Raw genomic sequence first — 22,937 nt, 5'->3', positions numbered from 1 at the left:
ATTATAGGAACTCTAACTTAAAGAAAGCTTGTAATAAGCTTGAAGGAAACTTAAACCTCTCAGTGAGTTCACTGAGAGGTTTTGTGTTTATATCAGTGTTTTCATGATAAGTATTTCCTTATCGAAAAGTTATTATCGTTCTTCGATATTTTTATCTAAAATTCAAAAAAACAGAAAAACCAGTTAAGAAAATCTCAACTGGTTACCTTACTTATGTTAATCACCTAGACTGGTCATTCTTCCGTCTAGACTTGTTATGACTTTAAGAAGAGGGATTCTACGTTATGAAAAAAAGGGAAAAGGGATTTTGGAAAATGAGGGATGAAACTTGTAGAATATGGGTAAATTTAGCCTCTTCCTAGCATCAATATTAGTTTTGATAAACCTTAAAGTCTTGAGGACGCTTCTGGAAATTTGGGTTGTAGGTTACTTTAATTTTTACTGTCATTGTTGTTGCCTCCTTTTTAGGAATGGTTTGGCCTAGCCAAAACGTTTTATTATCAAAACCTATCTCGTTTTGATGGTTTTATTATAGGAACTCTAACTTAAAGAAAGCTTGTAATAAGCTTGAAGGAAACTTAAACCTCTCAGTGAGTTCACTGAGAGATTTTGTGTTTATATCATGGATAAAATATAAGAGCTATCATCATAAGAAAGAAGGGATGGAAGATAGCAAAAAAATCGAGTTTTAACCATTTCTTTTTCATTGGTTTCCTCCTCAGTCAAACTCACCTTGGTTTCTCAAATGAGCTTCTAGCACCTGCCAAGTAGGATTTTCACGCCAGTTAGGATTAGATACAATTTGACTAGCCACACGCCTTGCTTCTTCTAGGATATTATAGTCTTCCACAATATCAGCCACCTGAAATTCGGGAATACCTGACTGCCGTGTCCCGAAAATCTCTCCTGAGCCACGCATTTTAAGGTCCTCTTCTGCTAGAACAAAACCATCTGTAGTCTCACACATAGCCTGCATGCGTTTTTTACCGGTATCATTTTTAGGATTAGCCACCAATACACAGTAAGACTGCTTGTCGCCACGACCTACACGGCCTCGAAGCTGGTGAAGCTGGCTAAGTCCAAAACGATCCGCATCCATAATGACCATAACCGTAGCATTAGGTACGTTAACTCCCACTTCGATAACTGTGGTTGATACTAAAATCTGAGATTTTTTGTTCTTAAAGTCCTGCATAATTTGGTCTTTTTCATCATTTTTCATCCGACCATGCATCAAAGCCACCCTAGCTGAATCTCCAAAGAACTCTGTGAGTTCCTGATGAAGGGCAACAGCATTTTTCAAATCAAGAGCCTCAGACTCTTCAATCAAAGGAGAAATAAAATAAACCTGAGCATCTTTTTCTAGTTCTCCCTTAATCCAAGTCAATACGGTGTCTAGTTGCTCATGTTTAACCCAGCGGGTAATAATGGGCTTACGTCCAGCCGGCATCTGATCAATAATTGAGACATCCATTTCCCCAAAGGCAGTAATCGCCAAGGTCCTAGGGATGGGTGTCGCTGTCATCATGAGGACATCAGGATTGTCCCCCTTCTCGCGAAAAATACGACGTTGATTAACTCCGAATCGGTGCTGTTCATCAGTAATCACCAAGCCAAGTTTATGATAAGTCACCGCATCCTGAATCAGTGAGTGAGTCCCTACAATCATCTGAGCCTCCCCAGATTCAATTTTGGAAAGAGCTACTTTCTTATCTGCCGCCTTCATCCCAGAAGTTAAGAGGACTACCTCTAGCTCAGGAAAAAGTCCCTGCAAGCTCTGATAATGTTGTTCTGCTAAGATTTCCGTCGGTACCATAAGGGCAGACTGCAATCCTGCCGTATAGGCCCCATACATGGCAAGGCTAGCGATAACTGTTTTCCCTGAACCCACATCTCCTTGCAAGAGACGGTTCATATGAGCCCCAGATTTCATATCAGCTAGGATCTCTGATAAACTGCGTTGTTGGGCTTCTGTTAAGGGAAATGGTAATTCTGCAATTTTGGCTTTGATTTTGGCTTCATGGTAAGAAATCGCTAGCCCATTGGTTTCTGACTTATTCTCAGCCTTTAGCACCTGTAAATTCATCTGGAAATAAAAAAGTTCCTCAAACTTTGTTCGTCGTAGGGCCTGCTTATATTCAGCCAAATCTCTCGGAAAATGCATGGCACGCACAGCCTCTTGACGCCCCATGAGACGATACTTGTCCATCAGCACCTGGGGGAGACTTTCCTCCAACAAATTAAGGGCCCCACTATCAAAGGCTGCCTTTATAGCCTTTATTAGCTGGGCCTGACTAACGCCCTGAGCCACATGGTAGACTGGCTGCATATCGTCCTCAACTTGAGCTAAGACTTTCACCCCAGTCACTGCAGACTTCTTCTGGTCCCACTTGCCAAAGATAGCCACTTCTGCCCCCATCTCAATCTTGTCCACAAGATAAGGCTGGTTGAAGAAACTAATGGCAATCACTGCCTCCCCTTGTTTGATTTTAAAGCTAAGACGATTACGTTTAAAGCCATAATACTGCACATTGGCAGGCGTCACCACTGTTCCCGTAATGACGGCCTTTTCTCCATCCATCAGTTCAAAGATGGACTTACTCTTAAAATCTTCATATCGGAAAGGAAAATAAAGCAAGAGGTCCCCAACTGTGTGTAAATCTAATTTGGTGAATTTTTCAGCGGACTTAGGACCAAAGCCCTTCAAATCCGCTATTGGTGAATCTAATTGAATCATATTCTATATCATTTCTATCGAGTTCTGTTCCTCCTGAAAGAGGAAGCCTTATCAGCTATTATAACACATGGAAAGGATCTTCCCTAAAATCAAAAAATCCAGTATCAAACTGGATCTCTTTTTTTATATTAGTCATAGCTACGAGGTACACGGTCACTAAGTAAACAAAGGACCTCATAGTTGATTGTACCACGCTTTTCAGCTACCTCTGTCGCAGTAATCCTTGCTTCCCCCTTTTCACCTATAAGCGTAACCGGAGTTCCCAGTGGATATACCTTAGGAAGGCGAACGGTGATCTGGTCCATAGACACACGCCCAACAATAGGACAAAACTGTCCATCCACAATAACGTGGAAACCTTGTAAATCTCTGGTCCAACCATCCGCATAGCCGATCGGAAGCGTTCCAATAACTTCTTCAGTCCTAGTTGTATAGGTTGCACCGTAACCCACATCTTGAGCAGCTGGAAGGGTCTTAACATGGATAAGAGCTGTCTCTAAACTTAGAGCAGGTTGAATATTATAGGGAAGTTCCAAAACACTGCCACTAGGATTGAGACCATAGATGACGACACCCAGACGTACCGCATTAAAGACGGTTTCTGCATGCCAAATACTTGTCGCTGAGTTGCTAGCGTGCACCAAGCGAGGTCTATCAGTCAAGTTATCCACCAAATCGGTGAAGAAAGATAATTGACGCTTAAATTTACTATCATCTGCTTCATCAGCTGTTGCAAAATGAGTAAAAATACCTTCGACATCGGCACCAAGAACCTTCAGACCAGCAATCAAGTTATCTGCGTCCTCTAGGCTACGTACCCCAATGCGACCCATACCTGAATCAACCTTAATATGGCAGGTCAAACCTGTCAAATCAAGCCCTTGTTTCTGAACCAGTGCCAACCACTCAAGCGAAGCCACCGTCAGACTAATGTTTTCATGAATAGCCAAGGGAACCACATCTGGCAAGACTACTCCCAAAATAAGTATCGGTTGCTCTAAGCCAGCTTGACGAAGTTCAAGCGCCTCGTCTAGGTTGGAAACACAAAAACCATCCACCTGCTTAGACACATGCTTGGCCACTTCAACAGCGCCATGACCATAAGCATTGGCCTTCACAACTGCAAAAGTCTGCACCTGTTTAGGAATATGACTAACCACTTGTTCAATATTTTCTGAAATTGCTGATAGATCAACCTTTGCCAAGGTTGGTCGATGTAAACTCGATATCATAAGCTATCCTCTTCCAACACCTATCTCTTAGTTTTTTTCTAAAATGACACTTGCCTGGACAAAATCACCACTATGAGAAATAGAGATAAAGACATTTCCTTCAAAAGGCGACTGAGTCACCACGGGGGCTCCCTTGTCATTGTTTAGAATTTCAATATCCTTAAAACCAACTGCTCCGATTCCAGTACCCCAGGCCTTTGAAAAAGCTTCCTTACCGGCCCAACGCCCTGCCAGGAATGACATCTGACGATTTCCAGAAAGGGACTCGAAACGCTCCCATTCTTTTGCTGTCAGTACTTTCTTTGCAAAACGAGGGTTTCGGTCATAGGCCTTTTTAACTGCTGAAATTTCCTGCAAGTCTATACCATGTCCAAAAATCATAAACTATTTTGAAAGAGTAGCATGGATTTCACGAATAAGGCTATCCGTTTTTTCCCAACCGAGACATGGATCTGTGATTGATTTTCCATAAACTTCAGGTGTATCTTGACGACCATCTTCAAGATAAGATTCAATCATAAAGCCACGTACAGTATCTGCAATACGCTTATCCCACTCACGGTTAAGAAGAACTTCACGCACAATTCGGATTTGCTCCATAAAGTTTTTACCAGAGTTATCATGGTTTGTATCAACAAGAATAAATGGGTTTTCTAAACCAAATTCACTATATTTATCCAAAGCCTTAACCAAGTCCTCGTAGTGGTAGTTGACCTCGTTTTGACCATATTCGTTACTAGAACCACGTAAAATAGCATGTGCTAACGGATTACCGTCTGTTTGCACTTCATGGCTATTGTAGATAAACTCTTGCTTATTGTGAGCAGCATAGATACCATTGAACATGACATTAAGATTGCCTGAAGTTGGATTTTTCAAGCCCGTTGGAACATCAAGCCCTGAAGCCACAAAACGATGTTCTTGATCCTCAACTGATCGAGCACCAATAGCATGATAACTTAATAAATCTTCAAAATAGACCAGATTTGTCGGATATAGCATCTCATCAGCAAGCGGAAGTCCGGTTTCCCTAATAATGCGAGACTGTAGACGACGCACTGCCTTGATACCTGTTATAAGATCAGTAGCTCCTTCAGCATCAGGTTGGTGAACAAGTCCTTTATAACCATCACCATTTGTGCGTGGTTTAGCCGTATAAACACGCATAACAATGAAAATCTTATCCTTGACTTCCTCTTGCAACTTAGACAAGCGATGAGCATAGTCAAGTACTGCTTCTTCATTATCTGACGAACATGGTCCAACAACTAAGAGAAGACGATCATCTTCACCTTTAATTATCTTAGCTAAGGTACTATCATTAGCTTGTTTTTTCGCCAAGTCATCTCCTGTAAGAGCATGTGCTTTTCTTACTTCTGTTGCCTTAATTAGTGAACTAATTTTATGAATTCCCATTTCCCTATTCTCTACTTCCTATTTTGGGTAAAGAGTCGAGCCGTTTGGAAAATCCCAAAACGGCTCAAATCTTTACATTCAGACTGTGTTTCAAATAATTATTTTGAAAGTGTTGTGTGAATTTCACGAATCAATTGCTCAGTATTATCCCAACCAAGACATGGATCAGTAATTGATTTTCCATAAACTTCTGGTGTATCCTGACGACCATCTTCAAGATAAGACTCAATCATAAAGCCACGAGCAACCTTATTGATTTTTTCATTCCAATCACGGTTAATCAAGGTCTGACGTACAATACGGACTTGCTCCAAGTAACGTTTACCAGAATTATCGTGGTTCGTATCAATCACGATAAATGGATTTTGAAGTCCCATCTTTTCGTAGGTGTCAATAGTATCAAGGACATCATCATAGTAGAAATTAGGAATATTCTTTCCGTATTCATTTGTTGATCCACGAAGGATAACGTGTGCCAACGGATTTCCAGATGTCTTAACTTCCTCACCATTATAGAGGAAATTTTGTTTAGATTGCGCAGCATAGATACCATTAAACATCACATTAAGGTTCCCTGATGTTGGATTTTTCATACCAGTTGGTACATCAATACCTGACGCAACAAAACGGTGTTGTTGGTCTTCTACAGAACGAGCACCGATAGCAATGTATGACACAAGGTCATCTACCAAAGGAAGGTTTTCAGGGTAAAGCATTTCGTCAGCAGTTGTGATACCAGTTTCTGTGATAACACGGTAGTGAAGATTACGTACGGCTTTGATACCGTTGATTAGGTTTGGTTTTCCTTCAGCATTAGGCTGATGCACAAGCCCTTTATACCCATCACCATTTGTACGAGGTTTAGCAGTATAAACACGCATAACCATAAAGACTTTATCTTTTACTTCTTCTTGAAGTTTAGCCAAACGGTGTGCATAATCAAGAACTGCCTCCTCATTATCAGATGAACATGGACCAATCACCAAAAGCGTACGGTCATCTTCACCCTTGATGATTGCCTCAAGCTCTTTATCACGAGCTTGCTTCTTGGCAAGGGCTTCTCCTGTCAATGTAGTTGATTCTTTGACTGCATCAAAATCAATTTTTTTACTTACTGCTTTAAAAACCATAATAATTACCTATTTCTATTTGTCTAAAACTGTTTACGACCGTGACAATTTTTAAATTTCTTACCAGAGCCACATGGACAGAAGTCATTACGACCAACCTTGCTAAAGTCAATCTCTTGACCGTTAGCATCTGCTTGATGTGCTTGAATATTACCTGTTGCTGTTGTTGAAACGCGTTCATTAACATGTTCACGAGATTGTTCGTGGATTTGTGCTTTCATCATCGTACGAGTTACATCATACTCAATAGCACCAATCATATCTTGGAACATCTTGAAACCTTCAGATTGATACTCAACGATTGGGTTGTTTTGCGCATAACCACGCAAACCAACAGCGTTACGTAATTGATCAAGGGCATCAATGTGGTCTGTCCACTTATTATCAACAACCATCAAAATCAAGACTTTTTGGAATTCGCGGATAGCTTCCTCTGAACGCAACTTCTTGATTTGACGATCATAAACGTCGTCTGCTAACTCAGTCAGATAAACCTTGATAGCATCATAATTAACACTACGTTTTGTCACCTCTCCCACTTCTTTTAGATCTTCAAGTGAGATGGCATTCTCAGGAACCAAGGCCTGACGTGCAAAGTTCAAGATACCTTTAAGAGCTTCTTCTTGATCGTTGCGACTGTGCCCATCAACCGTACGGTTAATAGTACGTTTAATCATAGCCTTGATTTCAGGTTCAAGGTCACGTTCTGCTGTGATAACATCATAACGCTCTGCGTAGATGATTTCACGTTGTTCACGCATAACGTCATCGTACTGAAGGACTTGTTTACGAGTATCGTAGTTATTCCCTTCGACACGTTTTTGAGCTGATTCCACTTGACGGGTCAACATACGTGATTTGATAACAATATCTTCGTCATCAGCGTTCAAACGTTCCAAGACATGCTTGATACGGTCAGAACCGAAACGACGCATCAATTCGTCTTCAAGAGACAGGTAGAATTGAGATTCCCCTGGATCCCCTTGACGTCCCGCACGACCACGCAACTGGTTATCGATACGACGACTTTCATGACGCTCTGTACCAATGACACAAAGTCCACCAAGCTCAAGAACACCTTCACCAAGTTTGATGTCAGTACCACGACCGGCCATGTTGGTCGCAATCGTAACAGCACCACGTTGACCTGCATTCATGATAATATGCGCTTCTTTTTCGTGGTTCTTGGCATTAAGCACTTCGTGAGGAATACCTGCGTCAACCAACATCTTAGAAATTAAGTCAGATGTTTCAACGGCAACCGTACCAACAAGGACTGGTTGCCCCTTCTCATAACGACGCTTAACATCTTGTACCACAGCACGGAATTTAGCATCCAAGGTTGGGTAAAGAAGGTCGTCATGGTCAATACGTTGAATTGGACGGTTTGTTGGAATTGGGATGATTCGCATGTTATATATTTCACGGAATTCATCTTCCTCGGTCTTACCAGTACCCGTCATACCTGATAATTTCTTGTACATACGGAACATATTTTGGTAAGTGATTGAGGCAGAAGTCTTGGTTTCCTCTTGGACTGGTACACCTTCTTTAGCCTCGATGGCTTGGTGGAGTCCATCTGAGAAACGACGACCTTCCATAGTACGACCAGTAAATTGGTCAACGATAAGGATTTCTTGCTCAGGACTTACCACATAGTCAATATCATGCAACATAATGTAGTTGGCACGAAGGGCATTGTCAATATAGTGAGTCAAGGCAACATTGTCAATATCGTACAAATTTTCCAAGTTAAAGAAGTCTTCAGCCTTGTCAATACCTGAGTCATTCAAACCAATTGTTTTTGTTGGAATATCAATCGCATAATCATCTTCTGTTAATGTCTTAACAAAAGCATCCGCACGGTGATATAACTGATTAGTTTCTGAACTTACAGGGCCTGATACGATCAATGGTGTACGGGCCTCATCAATAAGAACCGAGTCAACCTCATCGACCAAGGCATAGTTCAATGGACGTTGTACCATGTTTTCCTTACGAACAACCATGTTATCACGAAGATAGTCGAAACCTACCTCTGAGTTGGTTGAGTAAGTGATGTCACAGTTATAAGCTTCACGTTTTTCAGCTGGTGATTTGGCTGAAAGGTTGATCCCTACTGACAAACCGAGCCAACTATAAAGCTCACCCATTTCAGTCGCATCACGCTCTGAAAGGTATTCGTTAACGGTGATAACGTGTACCCCTTCACCTGAAAGAGCATTCAAGTAGACAGGCATTGTCGCAGTCAGGGTTTTCCCTTCCCCTGTACGCATCTCTGGTACGTCACCATGGTGAAGCACAATACCACCCATAATTTGCACACGATATGGGGAAAGTCCAAGGACACGTTTCGCTCCTTCACGAACAACCGCGAATGCCTCTGGCAAGAGTTGATCTAGGCTTTCTCCGTTTTGATATCGTTGTTTAAATTCTTCTGTTTTTGCCTGAAGTTCTTCATCTGAAAGAGCCGCCATTGCATCAGCATAGCTCTCAACTTTCTTGGCAGTTTTTTCTAGTCTTTTAATTTCGCCTTTATCATTTTCAATGATTTTGCGTAATATATTTGCCATCTTTTTTCCTTTCGACAGTCTTTATCTCCATATTTTACCACAAATGCCCCCTTTAAACAAGAAATCACACAAGGATTAACAAAGAAAAAAGCCCCAGTTTAAAGGCTTTCACAACGGATTAGCAAATAAACTAAAACTTTTTTATTAGATTCACTGAAAATAGCGACAATAACACTTTAAGGCTATTTCTCAGAGATTTCTTGATTCTCTAAGAGATCCTCAAAGTCATGTAAAAGATTTTCAAAGGCCTGTTCAAAGAAAGCTCTATCACTACTGCTATAAGCCTTCATGATCATAGGACTGGCCTCAAAATCCACATAAAATTCGTATTCCAGGACACCATTTTTCCAGTAAAATTTGATACTAGGAGAGGCTGTCTTTTCACCACACATACCAGGAATTGCCCGTTGCAAACCATAAATGTGGTCTCCATAGTCTTTCAAACGATAGTAAGCCCCTTCAAAATAGTAGGATCTCCCAATTTCGACACGCTCAAAAAGAGCTGATAACGCTTTTTCATTACTCATACTTAAGCCTCGTTAGGGTGACTGACAATCATCTCCAATTGTCCATCAATTTCCCAATCTATAACATTATTTGGAAGAAGGAAGTGATCACCTTTTTTTAGACAATAAATGCGTGAATCGACAGTCAAAGTCCCATTACCAGAAAGCACTGAACAGAGCAAATAAGGAGCTGATTGCTTGAAGTCAACTAATCCACTGAATTTCCATTTGTAGACTGTGAAAAAGGCGTTTGATGTCAAACAAGTTGTCTCAAACTGCATGGTCTTAACAGTTGATGGAACACTATTTTGGGGCTCCCCAATATTCAGAACATCAAGAGACTGTTGGATATGAAGCTCACGTTGATTGCCTTGAGCATCTCTACGATCAAAATCATATACACGATAAGTGGTATCGCTAGACTGTTGTGTTTCTAGAATAAGGATGCCTGGACCAATAGCATGCATGGTTCCGCTTGGGACAAAGAAAAAGTCACCTTTTTTTACAGGCGTTTTCGACAAAAGCCCATCCCAATCACCCGCTGCAATTAAGGCTGACAGCTCTTCCTTGGTTTGAGCCTTGTGGCCATAGATAATTTCGGCACCCTCTTCGGCGTCAATAATATACCAACACTCCGTCTTTCCTAGTTCACCTTCATGCTCCATACCATAGGCGTCGTCTGGGTGGACCTGCACCGACAACCAATCATTAGCATCCAAAATCTTGGTCAACAAAGGAAATACACTCGCCTTTGGATGTCCAAAAAGTTCTGGTTTATCTTTGTAAAGTTCTGCTAGATGAAAACCAGCATATTTCCCGTTCTTGACGTAAGATACACCATTAGGATGGGCAGAGATTGCCCAGTATTCGCCAGTATGTTCACTAGGAATATCATAACCAAACTCTGTCTTAAGTCGATTACCTCCCCATATTTTTTCATGCATCGGCGAATCTAAAAATAAAGGTTCCATTACATCCTCCTGTATAGAGCAAAACGCCTTAAGACCATGTCTTAAAGCGATTTTACATATTTGGGTTATTAGCGTGAGTGTTTGTCAGCTACATCTTTGGCAAGTGCAAAGTTACCAAGTGTCGCAGAGCCATTACCTGAAACAGCAGGTGTCACAATATACTCAGTCACGTCTGGCACTGGAAGGTAACCATTCAACAGAGCTGTGAATTTTTCACGGACACGGCGAAGCATGTGTTCTTGTCCCATAACACCACCCCCAAAGACGATAACCTCTGGACGGTAGAGCACAGTTGCTTGGACAGCAGCTTGAGCAATGTAGTAAGCTTGAACATCCCAAACCTCAGAGTGTTGCTCAATCAATTCGCCACGAATACCTGTACGAGCTTCAAGTGATGGACCAGCAGCCAAACCTTCCAAACAGCCGCGGTGGAAGGGACACGTTCCGTTAAATTCATTGGCAACATCATTTGGGTGAAGTGGTACATAAACGTGTCCCGCCTCAGTATGACCTACACCACCAATGAATTCTCCATTTTGAATAGCACCAGCACCGATACCAGTTCCGATAGTGTAATAAACAAGACTCTTAACACCTTTACGAACAAGTGCCTCACCATAAGCAGATGAATTCACATCAGTCGTAAAATAGAAAGGAACATTAAATTCCTTAGCAATTAAACCAAGAAGGTCGATGTTTGACCAATGTGGTTTTGGCGTTGAAGTTACAAAGCCATATGTTTCTGAATTTGGATCCACATCAATCGGTCCAAATGAACCAATAGCGATTCCTGCCAACTGATCTTCATAACGTTTGAAAAATTCAATCGTACGATCAATTGTTTCGTATGGTGTTGTTGTTGGGAATTGAGTTTTTTCAATGACTTGGAATTTCTCATCACCAACAGCACAAACAAACTTTGTACCACCGGCTTCCAAGCTTCCGTATAGTTTAGCCATATGTAAAGCTATCTCCTTTTATGATCAATAAATAACTATCTTATTACTATTATAAAGAAAAGCAAGATAAAAGACAATCTAAATAAAAGCATATTTAAGGTGCCTCAGATTTGACTTCATATCACTCTTCTTTATAAAACATTCAACTAAAAAAGCCGAAACAGCTTCGACTTTTCTAGCTTATTATTTAACTGCGATGAAGTCTGCACCTTCAGCAACTGATCCAGTTGCTACTGATGAAACATCTTCGAAGTCTGCAGTGTTTGTAACGATAACCATAGTTGTATCGTCAAGTCCTGCACCTGTGATAACTGAGCTATCGAAGGTAGCCAAGACATCACCTTTTTTAACACGTTGATTTGCTTGAACTTTAGCATCAAACCCTTTACCGTCAAGTGAGACAGTGTCGATACCGATGTGGATAAGCACTTCAGCACCTTTATCAGATTTAAGGCCGTAAGCGTGACCTGTTGGGAAGGCGATTTGCACTTCACCATCAAATGGTGCAACCACTTGGTTACCTGAAGGTTTGATAGCCGCACCTTTACCCATAGCTCCTGATGAGAAGACTGGGTCATTGACATTTTCCAAAGCTACAACTTCACCTTTAAGTGGTGCAGCAATTGTTTCAGCTTGCAATGCAACTGGAGTTGAAGCTGCTGAGGCGATATCTTCAGCAACAACTTCTGTTTGAGCTTCAACCTCTTCCTCTTTGTATCCGAAGAGCCAAGTAAGAACGAAACCAAGAGCAAGGGTAACAAGTACCATCATTACATACTTAAATACTTGACCGTTTAGGTAAAGAAGAATACCAGGAACGATTGTTACACCAAATCCTGTACCAGCAAGGTTAAGGATTGATGCCAACCAACCGCCGGCAGCACCTGCGACAAGACCCATGATAAATGGTTTACCGAAACGAAGGTTAACTCCGAAGATGGCTGGTTCAGTGATACCAAGTACCGCTGAAAGAGTTGCAGGGAAAGCGAGAGCTTTCAACTTAGAGTCTTTAGTTTTAACACCAACTGCAAGTGTTGCACCAGCTTGAGCAGTCATCGCAGCTGTGATGATAGCGTTAAGTGGGTCTTTACCTGTATTAGAAATAAGGTTAGCTTCAAGCAAGTTGAAGACGTGGTGAACCCCTGTAACGACGATAACCTGGTGAACACCACCAAGAACAAGACCTGCAAGACCAAATGGCAAGGCAAGAATCCACTCTGTACCAGCAAGTACGTAGTTCTCAATTGTGTGGAAGACAGGTCCGATGACAAAGAGAGCCAAGACTGACATTACAGCAAAGACGATCAGTGGACGCAAGAGAAGGTCAAGGACATCTGGAACCCATTTACGAACCCATTGTTCAAACTTAGCACCAATCAAACCTACGAAGAAGGCTGGAAGGACTGAGTTTTGGTAACCAACTACTGGAATAAATCCAAAGAAGTAAATTGGTTTTGCAGCACCTGATGCAACATCCCAAGCATTTGGAAGAGCGGTGTTAACCATCATCAAACCAAGTACCAAACCAAGAAGTGGTGAACCACCAAAGACGTTAAAGGCTGACCAACAAATCAAGGCTGGGAAGTAGGCGAAGGCTGTATCTGTTAATACAACTGTGTATGTATAAAAGTTTGACGCTTGGAAAGCTTCAGAGGTTGTACCGAACAAACCAAGAACTGTATCGTTATTGATGGCTCCACGGATACCCATGAAAAGACCAGTCGCTACGATAGCTGGAAGCAATGGAACGAAAACGTCACCAAATGAACGGATAGCACGTTGGAACCAGTTCCCTTGTTTAGCAGCTTCTGCTTTTTGTTCGTCTTTAGATGCTGTTGGGAGACCTTGAGCAACGACTTCGTCGTAAATCTTGTTAACAGTACCTGTACCAAAAATCATTTGGTATTGACCTGAGTTAAAGAAAGCACCTTGAACTTTTTCAATGTTCTCAGCTTTTTCCTTATTGATTTTGTTTTCATCTTTAACCATAACACGTAGACGAGTCGCACAGTGAGCAACACTGTTGACGTTTTCACGTCCACCGAGGGCTTCGATGACTTCTTTTGCAATTTGTTTGTTATCCATTTGCAAAATTCTCCTTAATAAAATTGTTTTTGAAAGCGTTTTGCTGTTCTTTACGATATTTATTTTAGCATCTTTCTGTCATATGTCAACCGTTTAGCATAATTTTTTTATTTTTTATCATAAATCGTTGATTTTTCTAGGTAAAACGTTTACTATATTACTAACAAATAGATTAGGAGATTACTAAATATGAATCTACCAACAGAAGTTCGTTACCGTCCATACACAGATTGGACAGACGAAGAAAAAACAAAGATTAAAGAAAATGTTGCCAAATCACCTTGGCGTGCAAGCTACCATATTGAACCAGAAACAGGACTTCTAAATGACCCAAACGGTTTTTCTTACTTTAATGGTAAGTTCCAACTTTTCTACCAAAGTTGGCCATTTGGAGCCGCTCATGGTTTGAAACAATGGGTGCATACTGAATCTAAAGATTTGGTTCACTTTACAGAAACCGGTGTCAAACTCTTGCCAGATCATGAAAATGATAGTCATGGGGCCTATTCAGGTTCTGCTTATCAAATCGGTGATAAGCTCTTTATCTTCTATACTGGGAACGTTCGTGATGAAAACTGGGTTCGTGACCCACGTCAAATCGGTGCTTGGATGGATAAAGACGGCAAAATCGAAAAATTCGACAAGGTTCTTATCAAACAACCTGCTGACGCTACTGAGCACTTCCGTGACCCTCAAATTTTCGATTACAAGGGACAATTTTACGCTATCGTAGGTGCTCAAAACCATGATAAACAAGGATTTATCAAACTTTACAAAGCAGTTGATAATGATGTCGAAAACTGGGTTGAAGTTGGAGACCTGGACTTTGGTGGTACTGGCTCAGAATACATGATTGAGTGTCCAAATCTTGTCTTTGTAGATGGCAAACCTGTTCTTCTTTATAGCCCACAAGGTCTTGATAAAGCTGAACTTGACTATGGCAATATTTATCCTAACACTTATAAGATTTTCCAAGATTTTGATCCTGAGAAACCTGCCCTTATTGATGGCACACCAATCATCAACTTGGACTACGGATTCGAAGCTTATGCTACTCAAGGATTTAACACTCCTGATGGTCGTGCCCTTATTGTTAGCTGGATTGGTCTCCCAGACGTGGACTATCCAACTGACAAATACGACTACCAAGGTGCTATGAGCTTGGTTAAAGAATTATCTATCAAAGATGGGAAACTCTTCCAATACCCAGTAGAAGCTATTACAAGCTTACGTGCTAGCCAAGAAGATTTCTCTGAAAAAACGGCAACAACTAACACTTATGAGCTTGAACTTAACTTTGAAGCTAACACTCAAACAGAACTTGTCCTCTTCGCAGACCAAGAAGGAAATGGCTTGTCACTTACAGTTGATACTGAAAACGGAAAAGTTATCCTTGACCGTTCTAAAGCTGGTGAACAATATGCTACTGACTTTGGAACAAGTCGTGAATGCACTCTTGATGCCGGTCAAGCTACAACAGCTAATATCTTTGTAGATAACTCAATCGTTGAAATTTTCTTCAACAAAGGTGAGAAAGTCTTCACTAGTCGCGTCTTCCCAAGTGCAGAACAAACTGGTATCAAAGTAACATCAGGAAACGTCTCTGGACATTACTTCGACTTAAAATACTAAGGTGAACTATGGTCGCAAAGCTTACTGACGTTGCCGAACTTGCTGGTGTAAGCCCAACCACAGTTTCTCGCGTCATAAACAGAAAGGGCTACCTCTCACAAAAGACCATTGACAAAGTGCAAGCTGCCATGCAGGAGCTAAATTACAAGCCTAATAATTTGGCTCGAGGCCTCCAAGGCAAGTCGGCAAAGCTCGTTGGTTTGATTTTCCCAAACATCTCCAATATGTTTTATGCTGAACTTATTGAACGCCTTGAGGATGAACTTTTTAAGCAGGGTTATAAAACCATCATTTGTAACAGTGAGCACGATCCTAACAAGGAAAAGGAATACTTGGAAATGCTTGCCGCCAACCAATGTGATGGCATTATCTCGTCTTCCCACAATCTAGGGATTGAAGATTATGAGAAAGTTGAAGCTCCTATCATCGCCTTCGACCGTAATCTCGCTCCAAAAATTCCTATCGTCTCGTCTGACAACTTTGAAGGTGGAAAATTAGCCGCAAAAGCCTTGGTCAAGGCTGACTGCCAGCGTATTGTCATGATTACAGGTTATGATAATTCAGATTCTCCAACAGGACTCCGTCAACTTGGTTTCAATTACGAATTGGATAAACACGGTATTATCTGCCCTGTTCCAAACGGTCTGTCTCTTATGCGACGAGAATTGGAAATAAAATCTATTATTTCTCGTGAAAAACCAGATGGTATCTTTGTCTCAGATGATTTAACAGCTATCCTAGTTATGAAAGTGGCTAGACAGCTAGAACTTTCCATCCCAGATGACCTAAAAATCATCGGTTACGACGGTACTGCCTTTATCCGACACTTCTATCCAGAGCTAGCAACCATCCAACAGCCTTTGGATGAAATTGCTAAACTGTGTGTCGAAATTCTTTTGAAGAAAATCAAAGGCGAAAGAGTCAATCGTGATTATGTGCTACCAGTAAATTTGATTTCTGGTGGCAGTATATAAGTAAAAGTCGCAAGAAATCTCCGCTTGCGACTTTTTGTTGAGCTTACTTATCAAAAAAAGAAGTTGAAACAACGCTCAACTTCTTTTTCTTATGCTTCGTCTGTCACGAACTGACTAAGAACACCATTAATGAACTTAGCAGATGTTTCATCAGAATATTTTTTAGCAATTTCAATAATTTCATTGATAGCCACACGTCCTGGTGTCTCTTCAAAAGACGTGATTTCATAAAGCCCCAAACGAAGGAGGGTACGGTCTGTCACAATCAAACGCGAGAGACTCCAACCTTCTTTCAATTTTTCTTCAATTTGACTATCCAGTTGAGACAACTCTTCACGAACACCTGTTACTAGGCTAAGGAGAAAAGCTGGTACATCAACTTCTGTTTCTTCACCAATTGGCTTGTCATAAGTGTAAGCAAAATGTGCTTGCTCTAAAGCTTCGCCATCAAACTCAAGGGCAAACAAGGTTTGAAAAGCACGCTCACGAAGGTCACGACGTGAATCTTTAAAGATATTAGTCATTCAAAAAATCCTCGTTAAACAATTCAGCCAAGTCTGGTTTTTGTGACTTTTCAGTGACAATAGATTCAACGTGAACATTTACTTCTGAAATTGACACTTCGGCCATATCATAGACAGCTGCTTTAACAGCTTTTTGAATTTCAATTGAAACCGCAGGCACATTAACACCATACTGAAGAGAAACGTAGATGTCAGCGTTTACTGTACCATCTTCCTCAGTTTGGAGATAAACACCACGTCCCAAGCTTGTTTTGCTGAGACTATCCGTAACGTTTTTGTTTTGAAGGGCGTAAACACCGTCCACTTTAGTTGCAGCGATACCAGTAATCACTTCAAGAACACGAGGGGCAATTACGATTTCACCGATATTTTCTGTAGTCATCGCATATTTCCTTTCCGTTAGTTTGGAAAATAAAGCTTTCAAACCAGTAGTTTGAAAGACTTAATTAGGCTTAGGCACGTGATACGTAAGTACCTTCAGCTGTGTTGATAACCAATTTTTGACCAGCTTCGATAAAGTCTGGAACGTTAACCACAAGACCAGTTTCAAGTGTTGCAGGTTTACCTGAACCTGTAACTGTTGCACCTTTGATTGATGGTTGTGTTTCAGTAACAGTCAATTCAACAGTTGTTGGTACTTGCACACCGATAACTTCTGTTCCGTAGAATTGGATTTTTACATCTGAGTTTTCAAGGATAAATTTCAATTCTTCTTGAACGTTGGCTACTGGAATTTCATATTGGTCATATGTTTCAGTGTTCATGAAGTATGCAGTATCATCCATTTGGTACAAGTATTGTGCTGGTACTGTTTCGATGATTGCTTGTTCAAATTTTTCTTCTGGACGGTAGCTAGTGTCAAAAGTTGAACCTGAACGAACATCACGCAATTTCATACGCATGATTGTGTTACCTTTACCAGGTTTGTGGTGGCTAGCTTCAAGAACTTTGATCAATTTGCCATCATTTGTTACAAAAGTCATACCCGCACGGAGTTTACTTGCTTCAATCATTATTAAATACCTCTTTGTAAAAATTATTATCAGTTTATTTTACCATAAATGACAGCATGGCTCAAATGTTTTATAGAATCAGACCTAATCCCTAGGCTTTTCCATGGAGAATCTAATCATCCATTCCCAAGTGTACCTCTGGTACATCATGCTGCACATAAGAGACTCCCTTTTGTTGCATCAACTCAATCGCAAAGGCGTGAGGGCGATAATTAGCCTTATAAGTAATCTTAATAATGCCAGCCTGCAGGAGAGCTTTGGTGCAGTTGATACAAGGAAAATGCGTCACATAGATTTCTGTGTTTTTAGTCGAAATGCCCTCTTTGGCACACTGGATAAGAGCGTTCATCTCCGCATGGACCGTACGAATACAATGACCATCTTCCATGTAGTGACCTACTTCATTACAGTTATCTGTCTCAGAGACTCCACCGTTATAACCTGTAGCAATAATACGCTTGTCCTTGACCAAAACAGCACCAACAAAGGCACGATCACAGGTAGATCGCTTAGAAATCAGCTCTGCATTAGCCATAAAATAGTCTTGCCAAGATAGACGGTTTGGCATAAAGTATTCCTCCAAATCTTAGAGTACAATCAATTCCTTAGGTGCAAGAGTAATCAATTCGCAACCATTCTCAGTAATAATAATATCATCTTCAATACGAACACCGTATTTGTCAGCCAAATAAATACCTGGTTCATCCGTCAAGACCATACCAGCTTCGATAGTCTCATCAGAATTACCAAAGTAAGGAATCTCATGAATATCAAGACCGATACCGTGTCCAATACCGTGTGTAAAGTGAGCACCATACCCCGCTTCAACAATAACATCACGCGCAACCTTATCATAGTCACGACGCGTCATGCCAGCTTTAGCCGCATCAATCAAAGCTTGATTTGAACGTAAGACGATATCGTAAATTTCACGCTCCTCGTCAGTCGTTTCACCAATATGGATAGTACGAGTCATATCACTAACATAGTGATCGTAGTAACAACCAAAGTCCATAGTCAAAGTTTCTCCTGACTGGATGACCTTTTCTGAAGCAACACCGTGAGGCATAGCTGAACGGTAACCTGAAGCAATGATAGACTCAAAGGAAATACCTGAAGCTCCATACTCACGCATACGGAAATCTAGGAAGTTGGCCACTTGTAGTTCTGTTGTTTGGCCTGGTTTGATAAAATCAAGCACATCTGTAAAGGCACGATCTGAGATAGAACAAGCCTTACGGATAGTTGCCAATTCTTTCTCATCCTTAATCATGCGCAACTCTTCCATGAAGTTGCTTTGCGGTGACAAGGTATAGCCTTCAAAAATCGCTTGAAGACCTTGGTAATAAGCGAATGACACCTGATTGTCAAAGCCGATTGTCTCAAGTTTATCTGCCTCGATAAGTTTAACGATATCTTTTAGTGGATCCTTACTTTCGATAATGTCAAAGCCATGTACAGATTGTTTGGCAATAAGAATATAACGTGAATCTGTTAAAAATAAACGACGATTCTTTGTGATAAAGACAGTTGCATTTGTCCCCCAGAAATCCGTTAAATAGTAAATATTATTTTGTCCTGTCACCAACAAGGCATCTAGTCCTGATTGGGCAAGTTTGGCATCAAATCGCTCGAGTCTACGTTGCATTATGAATTACTCCTTTGGTATTTTAGGTTAATTATACCAAATTTTCAGATTCTAAAGGATGAAATTGATACTTTAACTTGTTTTTTTGATGACATTAAGAAAAAGCCAGGTGAACCCCTGACTTTATAAGCATTACACATAGGCTCGCTTTTCGTAAATAGCTTGCGTCAAAAGGAGCAAAAATAGGGACCAAGCAAACAAAACAAAGCTGTCACGAAGATTAAAGAACTGTTGACCACTAGTAAAGACCGCCCGCATAAAACTAAACGGTACATAAGTCATTAGCCTAGTCATAGTATCCCCTAAACTAGCCAAATAGAGTGTAAAGAAGGTCATTCCTGTTATCCCAAAATAGACTGTTACAAAAGCTGTTAAGGTATTCTTTAAAAGTAAGATAATCAAAGTCGAAACCATATAAACAAAAGCCCCATAAGCTAGGAAATCAACATAGATTTGTCTGATATAAACCCACAAAGGAAAATCGACATGCTGCACAGAGTACTTGTAAAAAATCAGCTCTAAAATCAAGATAGTAGCTACAACTATGGATAAAACAAGAAAGCTCAAAAGCTTTCGGAGAATCACTTCTCGACCAGATAAGTCACTCACCCGAATCATATTAATCGTTCGATTCTGAAATCCTCTTCCCAAACTGGATACAGCTAAGTAAGCAAAGACAATATCCACTATGAAAGAATAGCTAGCTATAATCGCAGATGGTCCAAGATAAGATCCCTTATAGCCATCACATAAGATAACAAGCGCACCAATCAGCCCTGGCAATACAAGACAAATAAAGGCACTCTTTGTCACGCATTCTTGCTTTAAAAATACCGTCTTCAATTTAGTTGCCATTAAAAAGTACCTCACTCAATCCTGCTTTTTCATATGTGAAAGGAATCCCCTCTTGTCCCAAAATCTGTTTAATCTTTTCTATTCCTTTAACCAGAATATCATGCTTTTGACGTTCAAAAGCAAGGTCATTTAGTTTTAGTAGGGTCATCAAAGACTTCATGCTTAAATCCTCAGTGTAAATTTTATATTTGGCATTCGCATCATCATCCAAACAAGTCAATTTGTGATTCTTCAACAAATAGTTTTTTGTACAAACCTGTTCAAGATTTGATAGGATGTGGCTGGAAATAATAAAAGTTAGACCATGATTTTTAGCTAGCCTTTCAATCAAGATTAGAAGACTATTAATACCATTAGGGTCCAAGCCGTTGGTAGGCTCATCAAGAAGAATAAATTCATCTGATGCAATTAAAGCGATAAACAAACCTACACGTTGCTTCATACCCAAGGACAACTTGGAAGCCTTGCGTTTGAAATAGGTTGCTACCTCTAAATCTTCTTTATAGCAATCAATCAATGAATAATCTTTATGATAAAGCCTGCAATAAAACTTAAGGTTAGCTTCAACCGTCATGTTGGGATATAAAGCTGGAGCTTCAATCAAGGCACCCACAGTTTTAGTTTTTAAGTCAATATTATCCTTAGGGCTTGCCAAAATACCTGAAACTAGTTTCATCAGAGTCGTCTTTCCTGCACCGTTATTACCAATCAAACCAGCAATATCTCCCTTCTCTAACGTAAACGAGATATTATCCAAGATGATTTGCTTCCCAAAACTGTAGTTTAACCCCTTCACCTCTAGTACTGTCATGTATTTCCTTTCTTTGTGCCAAATAGCCCGTCCAAAATTTAAGGTAAATGAAATATAAATTAGAAGAATTTCCCTAGAAAACTTTTAAGAGGATTTGTCAGGCTCCAAAACACTTGCTTAAGTTGAGATATCAAGTTAGTACCAGATTGTTCAGTATGATTAACAGTCCCATCAGCTTCATCCTTGATAGTATCATCAGATGGTGTTTCAGATGGAGAATCCTCTACCTTTAATGCTGTCTCAGTTACCTCTGGCAACTCAGTTTTATCATTTTCGCCAGCAAAGACAGCCTGATAAATAGCTTGGGCATCTGGTGCACTGCCAAGATAGCCAGAAACCAATTGACCATTTTTAAGACGAATCACACTTGGAGTCCCCGGAATTCCCAACTTATCAAATAAAACCTTACGAGATTCACGATCCAACTGATCCGAATCCGTGTTGTAATAAAGGAGTTGACCATTGATTAAAGTATTAAAATCCTTCAAAACAGGTGAGTTTTGACGGCAATAATAACAGCTGGGCCGACCTATATACAGAATGTGATCGCCACCATCTTCAGTCAACATATTGGTGACATCGCTGTAAGAAATTTGTGTCACATTTTCAAGATTCTTTTCATAAGTTTCAACTGAAATCTCTTCAGGGCTAACCCCCTCCTCAATAACTTCTGTCTGTTCTAAGTAAGAGAGTGAATTTTCCTTGATTTCACTACTAGAATCAACCTGCTCAGACACTTGCTCGGCTTCCTTCTCAGAAGAAATCTGTACATTACCTGCTTCTCTATTCTCAATAAAATCACTGGCTAGTTCCGTAGTCGCTCCCTTAGCATTTAGCTCATCTGCCGACCCACTAATCGCTGCTAATTGACAAGCTCCCAAAACGAAGCTTGACATCAAAACAAATTGTATTTTTTTCATCTATTCTCCTTTTTTAATATTGTGTTACACCTTACTACCTACCCAAAAACAATAACAAGGGAACCATTACACTGATAACCATATCCGTCTCCTTTCATTATTAACAATTCAAGGCTTTTACACCCCTTGTTCAAGCTATGAATCCATTATAAAAGCTGATTAAAATAAAAAATAGTGACATAAATGTCACCCTGCACAAGAAAAAATGAAAACAAAAAAGACTGAGTTAGCAAGCTCAGCCTAAAGATAGTAAACTCATTTCTCCTTATCTTTACTTGCCAGTCTAAGTGCAAACAAAGAGACAGCCAATGAAAGTGTAGCCCAGACAAGGCTATGGTCAATAAAAGCGATGCCTTCTGTAAAACTTAAAGTAGCATTCATCATTACAATAAATAGCCAAACAATCACAATAACAAGGGTCAACCCATTAATAAGATTTGATTTTTGTTTATCCATATTTTTCTTCTCCATATCTGGTCCTTTCAAAGGTGTCATTCTAACCCCTGGTAACTCTAAAATAGCTGGTCTTGAGCAATCTTTTAGATAAGATTTGAAACCGAAAGATACGGCTACTCTCTTATTTTTCTAACCTTTTAGCAGTTAGCTTTACAGGGCTTGCCTTTATTATAGAAGCTCCTGTTTCAAAAAAATAGTGACATAGATGTCACCATAAATAGCTATGAAAAAACAAGTCCTTATATGACTTGTTCCACAATCCGTTTATTTCTACGATGTCTCATAATATAATATAAAATAACTTCAAAAAGGAGAAAACTAACATAAACTCCCGAAACGTAAAGTAAGGTTTCCCATTTATCAGTTGTTGATTGAAAACGACCATGATGATCAACTGTACGAATACTAATCAAAAGACAAATATCTAGAAATAGGGCTAGAAGAATACCGTTAAATCCTATGAAAAAACGCTTTTTAACCATAGTGTGACTCCTT

General features: G+C 40.2%; 22 protein-coding genes. 2 read left to right on the top strand and 20 right to left on the bottom strand.

Annotated elements, in window-relative coordinates; all coding sequences use genetic code 11:
• Window positions 1-718: 718 nt before the first annotated feature.
• The 10 genes from recG to RWZ99_RS03715 all read right to left on the bottom strand — a co-directional run bounded on the left by recG (window position 719) and on the right by RWZ99_RS03715 (window position 13,609).
• Window positions 719-2,737 (bottom strand): ATP-dependent DNA helicase RecG, encoded by a 2,019-nt coding sequence (gene recG, locus RWZ99_RS03760; protein ID WP_314676531.1) that lies wholly within the window; start codon window positions 2,735-2,737, stop codon window positions 719-721.
• 128 nt (window positions 2,738-2,865) lie between these two features.
• The gene (gene alr / locus RWZ99_RS03755; protein ID WP_314676530.1) at window positions 2,866-3,969 is read right to left on the bottom strand and encodes an alanine racemase; all 1,104 of its coding nucleotides are present in this window, start codon (window positions 3,967-3,969) and stop codon (window positions 2,866-2,868) included.
• A 27-nt stretch (window positions 3,970-3,996) separates the two neighbouring features.
• Window positions 3,997-4,350, bottom strand: coding sequence for a holo-ACP synthase (gene acpS, locus RWZ99_RS03750; protein WP_314676529.1), 354 nt, complete (start codon window positions 4,348-4,350; stop codon window positions 3,997-3,999).
• A gap of 3 nt (window positions 4,351-4,353) precedes the next feature.
• Complete coding sequence (locus tag RWZ99_RS03745) at window positions 4,354-5,385, bottom strand: 3-deoxy-7-phosphoheptulonate synthase (RefSeq protein ID WP_314676528.1); 1,032 nt, start codon at window positions 5,383-5,385, stop codon at window positions 4,354-4,356.
• A 98-nt stretch (window positions 5,386-5,483) separates the two neighbouring features.
• Window positions 5,484-6,515 carry a 3-deoxy-7-phosphoheptulonate synthase gene (locus RWZ99_RS03740; RefSeq protein ID WP_314676527.1) on the bottom strand — a complete coding sequence of 344 codons (1,032 nt, stop codon included), beginning with the start codon at window positions 6,513-6,515 and terminating at the stop codon, window positions 5,484-5,486.
• Window positions 6,516-6,538: 23 nt separating this feature from the next.
• Window positions 6,539-9,088, bottom strand: coding sequence for a preprotein translocase subunit SecA (gene secA, locus RWZ99_RS03735; RefSeq protein WP_314676525.1), 2,550 nt, complete (start codon window positions 9,086-9,088; stop codon window positions 6,539-6,541).
• 182 nt (window positions 9,089-9,270) lie between these two features.
• Complete coding sequence (locus tag RWZ99_RS03730) at window positions 9,271-9,615, bottom strand: hypothetical protein (RefSeq protein WP_314676524.1); 345 nt, start codon at window positions 9,613-9,615, stop codon at window positions 9,271-9,273.
• 2 nt (window positions 9,616-9,617) lie between these two features.
• Complete coding sequence (manA, locus tag RWZ99_RS03725; protein WP_314676523.1) at window positions 9,618-10,565, bottom strand: mannose-6-phosphate isomerase, class I; 948 nt, start codon at window positions 10,563-10,565, stop codon at window positions 9,618-9,620.
• Between the two features lie 68 nt (window positions 10,566-10,633).
• Entirely contained in the window at window positions 10,634-11,524 is an 891-nt protein-coding gene (gene scrK, locus RWZ99_RS03720) for a fructokinase ScrK (RefSeq protein ID WP_314676520.1), read from the bottom strand.
• A 183-nt stretch (window positions 11,525-11,707) separates the two neighbouring features.
• The gene (locus tag RWZ99_RS03715; protein ID WP_314676519.1) at window positions 11,708-13,609 is read right to left on the bottom strand and encodes a sucrose-specific PTS transporter subunit IIBC; all 1,902 of its coding nucleotides are present in this window, start codon (window positions 13,607-13,609) and stop codon (window positions 11,708-11,710) included.
• A 189-nt stretch (window positions 13,610-13,798) separates the two neighbouring features.
• Here RWZ99_RS03715 and RWZ99_RS03710 point away from each other — a divergent pair, with 189 nt between their 5' ends.
• Together RWZ99_RS03710 and RWZ99_RS03705 are read left to right on the top strand one after the other, a co-directional pair.
• Window positions 13,799-15,241, top strand: coding sequence for a sucrose-6-phosphate hydrolase (locus RWZ99_RS03710; RefSeq protein ID WP_314676518.1), 1,443 nt, complete (start codon window positions 13,799-13,801; stop codon window positions 15,239-15,241).
• Between the two features lie 8 nt (window positions 15,242-15,249).
• The gene (locus RWZ99_RS03705) at window positions 15,250-16,215 is read left to right on the top strand and encodes a LacI family DNA-binding transcriptional regulator (protein ID WP_314676517.1); all 966 of its coding nucleotides are present in this window, start codon (window positions 15,250-15,252) and stop codon (window positions 16,213-16,215) included.
• 89 nt (window positions 16,216-16,304) lie between these two features.
• On the opposite strand, the gene nusB is transcribed toward RWZ99_RS03705, so the two are convergent.
• The 10 genes from nusB to RWZ99_RS03655 form a co-directional block, all read right to left on the bottom strand.
• Window positions 16,305-16,739 carry a transcription antitermination factor NusB gene (nusB, locus tag RWZ99_RS03700; RefSeq protein WP_314676516.1) on the bottom strand — a complete coding sequence of 145 codons (435 nt, stop codon included), beginning with the start codon at window positions 16,737-16,739 and terminating at the stop codon, window positions 16,305-16,307.
• Window positions 16,732-17,121: an Asp23/Gls24 family envelope stress response protein gene (locus tag RWZ99_RS03695; protein ID WP_003096049.1), complete on the bottom strand. Its 390-nt coding sequence runs from the start codon at window positions 17,119-17,121 to the stop codon at window positions 16,732-16,734. Before RWZ99_RS03695 ends, nusB begins: the two co-directional genes overlap by 8 nt.
• A gap of 70 nt (window positions 17,122-17,191) precedes the next feature.
• Window positions 17,192-17,752 (bottom strand): elongation factor P, encoded by a 561-nt coding sequence (gene efp / locus RWZ99_RS03690; RefSeq protein ID WP_002891830.1) that lies wholly within the window; start codon window positions 17,750-17,752, stop codon window positions 17,192-17,194.
• Between the two features lie 112 nt (window positions 17,753-17,864).
• On the bottom strand, window positions 17,865-18,320 hold the full coding sequence (locus RWZ99_RS03685; RefSeq protein WP_314676515.1) for a deaminase: 456 nt from the start codon (window positions 18,318-18,320) through the stop codon (window positions 17,865-17,867).
• Window positions 18,321-18,338: 18 nt separating this feature from the next.
• Window positions 18,339-19,400 carry a Xaa-Pro peptidase family protein gene (locus tag RWZ99_RS03680; protein WP_314676514.1) on the bottom strand — a complete coding sequence of 354 codons (1,062 nt, stop codon included), beginning with the start codon at window positions 19,398-19,400 and terminating at the stop codon, window positions 18,339-18,341.
• Between the two features lie 132 nt (window positions 19,401-19,532).
• Window positions 19,533-20,255: a hypothetical protein gene (locus tag RWZ99_RS03675; protein WP_314676513.1), complete on the bottom strand. Its 723-nt coding sequence runs from the start codon at window positions 20,253-20,255 to the stop codon at window positions 19,533-19,535.
• A complete protein-coding gene (locus RWZ99_RS03670) occupies window positions 20,245-21,066 on the bottom strand; it encodes an ATP-binding cassette domain-containing protein (RefSeq protein WP_314676512.1) in 822 nt (273 codons plus the stop codon). The genes RWZ99_RS03675 and RWZ99_RS03670 overlap by 11 nt, the downstream gene beginning before the upstream one ends.
• Before the next feature lie 59 nt (window positions 21,067-21,125).
• On the bottom strand, window positions 21,126-21,986 hold the full coding sequence (locus RWZ99_RS03665; RefSeq protein ID WP_314676511.1) for a thiol reductase thioredoxin: 861 nt from the start codon (window positions 21,984-21,986) through the stop codon (window positions 21,126-21,128).
• Between the two features lie 255 nt (window positions 21,987-22,241).
• A complete protein-coding gene (locus tag RWZ99_RS03660) occupies window positions 22,242-22,481 on the bottom strand; it encodes a hypothetical protein (RefSeq protein WP_314676510.1) in 240 nt (79 codons plus the stop codon).
• 200 nt (window positions 22,482-22,681) lie between these two features.
• Window positions 22,682-22,924, bottom strand: a complete 243-nt coding sequence (locus RWZ99_RS03655; RefSeq protein WP_314676509.1) for a DUF3923 family protein — start codon at window positions 22,922-22,924, stop codon at window positions 22,682-22,684.
• Window positions 22,925-22,937 lie beyond the last annotated feature (13 nt).

This window comes from uncultured Streptococcus sp. (assembly GCF_963545685.1).
Lineage (GTDB): Bacteria > Bacillota > Bacilli > Lactobacillales > Streptococcaceae > Streptococcus.
This window is presented reverse-complemented; position numbering and strand designations above follow the sequence as displayed.

Excerpts from the sequence above, each read along its gene's own strand:
- recG (WP_314676531.1), bottom strand. The coding sequence starts at position 2,737 with ATGATTCAATTAGATTCACCAATAGCGGATTTGAAGGGCTTTGGTCCT.
- alr (WP_314676530.1), bottom strand. The coding sequence starts at position 3,969 with ATGATATCGAGTTTACATCGACCAACCTTGGCAAAGGTTGATCTATCA.
- acpS (WP_314676529.1), bottom strand. The coding sequence starts at position 4,350 with ATGATTTTTGGACATGGTATAGACTTGCAGGAAATTTCAGCAGTTAAA.
- RWZ99_RS03745 (WP_314676528.1), bottom strand. The coding sequence starts at position 5,385 with ATGGGAATTCATAAAATTAGTTCACTAATTAAGGCAACAGAAGTAAGA.
- RWZ99_RS03740 (WP_314676527.1), bottom strand. The coding sequence starts at position 6,515 with ATGGTTTTTAAAGCAGTAAGTAAAAAAATTGATTTTGATGCAGTCAAA.
- secA (WP_314676525.1), bottom strand. The coding sequence starts at position 9,088 with ATGGCAAATATATTACGCAAAATCATTGAAAATGATAAAGGCGAAATT.
- RWZ99_RS03730 (WP_314676524.1), bottom strand. The coding sequence starts at position 9,615 with ATGAGTAATGAAAAAGCGTTATCAGCTCTTTTTGAGCGTGTCGAAATT.
- manA (WP_314676523.1), bottom strand. The coding sequence starts at position 10,565 with ATGGAACCTTTATTTTTAGATTCGCCGATGCATGAAAAAATATGGGGA.
- scrK (WP_314676520.1), bottom strand. The coding sequence starts at position 11,524 with ATGGCTAAACTATACGGAAGCTTGGAAGCCGGTGGTACAAAGTTTGTT.
- RWZ99_RS03715 (WP_314676519.1), bottom strand. The coding sequence starts at position 13,609 with ATGGATAACAAACAAATTGCAAAAGAAGTCATCGAAGCCCTCGGTGGA.
- RWZ99_RS03710 (WP_314676518.1), top strand. The coding sequence starts at position 13,799 with ATGAATCTACCAACAGAAGTTCGTTACCGTCCATACACAGATTGGACA.
- RWZ99_RS03705 (WP_314676517.1), top strand. The coding sequence starts at position 15,250 with ATGGTCGCAAAGCTTACTGACGTTGCCGAACTTGCTGGTGTAAGCCCA.
- nusB (WP_314676516.1), bottom strand. The coding sequence starts at position 16,739 with ATGACTAATATCTTTAAAGATTCACGTCGTGACCTTCGTGAGCGTGCT.
- RWZ99_RS03695 (WP_003096049.1), bottom strand. The coding sequence starts at position 17,121 with ATGACTACAGAAAATATCGGTGAAATCGTAATTGCCCCTCGTGTTCTT.
- efp (WP_002891830.1), bottom strand. The coding sequence starts at position 17,752 with ATGATTGAAGCAAGTAAACTCCGTGCGGGTATGACTTTTGTAACAAAT.
- RWZ99_RS03685 (WP_314676515.1), bottom strand. The coding sequence starts at position 18,320 with ATGCCAAACCGTCTATCTTGGCAAGACTATTTTATGGCTAATGCAGAG.
- RWZ99_RS03680 (WP_314676514.1), bottom strand. The coding sequence starts at position 19,400 with ATGCAACGTAGACTCGAGCGATTTGATGCCAAACTTGCCCAATCAGGA.
- RWZ99_RS03675 (WP_314676513.1), bottom strand. The coding sequence starts at position 20,255 with ATGGCAACTAAATTGAAGACGGTATTTTTAAAGCAAGAATGCGTGACA.
- RWZ99_RS03670 (WP_314676512.1), bottom strand. The coding sequence starts at position 21,066 with ATGACAGTACTAGAGGTGAAGGGGTTAAACTACAGTTTTGGGAAGCAA.
- RWZ99_RS03665 (WP_314676511.1), bottom strand. The coding sequence starts at position 21,986 with ATGAAAAAAATACAATTTGTTTTGATGTCAAGCTTCGTTTTGGGAGCT.
- RWZ99_RS03660 (WP_314676510.1), bottom strand. The coding sequence starts at position 22,481 with ATGACACCTTTGAAAGGACCAGATATGGAGAAGAAAAATATGGATAAA.
- RWZ99_RS03655 (WP_314676509.1), bottom strand. The coding sequence starts at position 22,924 with ATGGTTAAAAAGCGTTTTTTCATAGGATTTAACGGTATTCTTCTAGCC.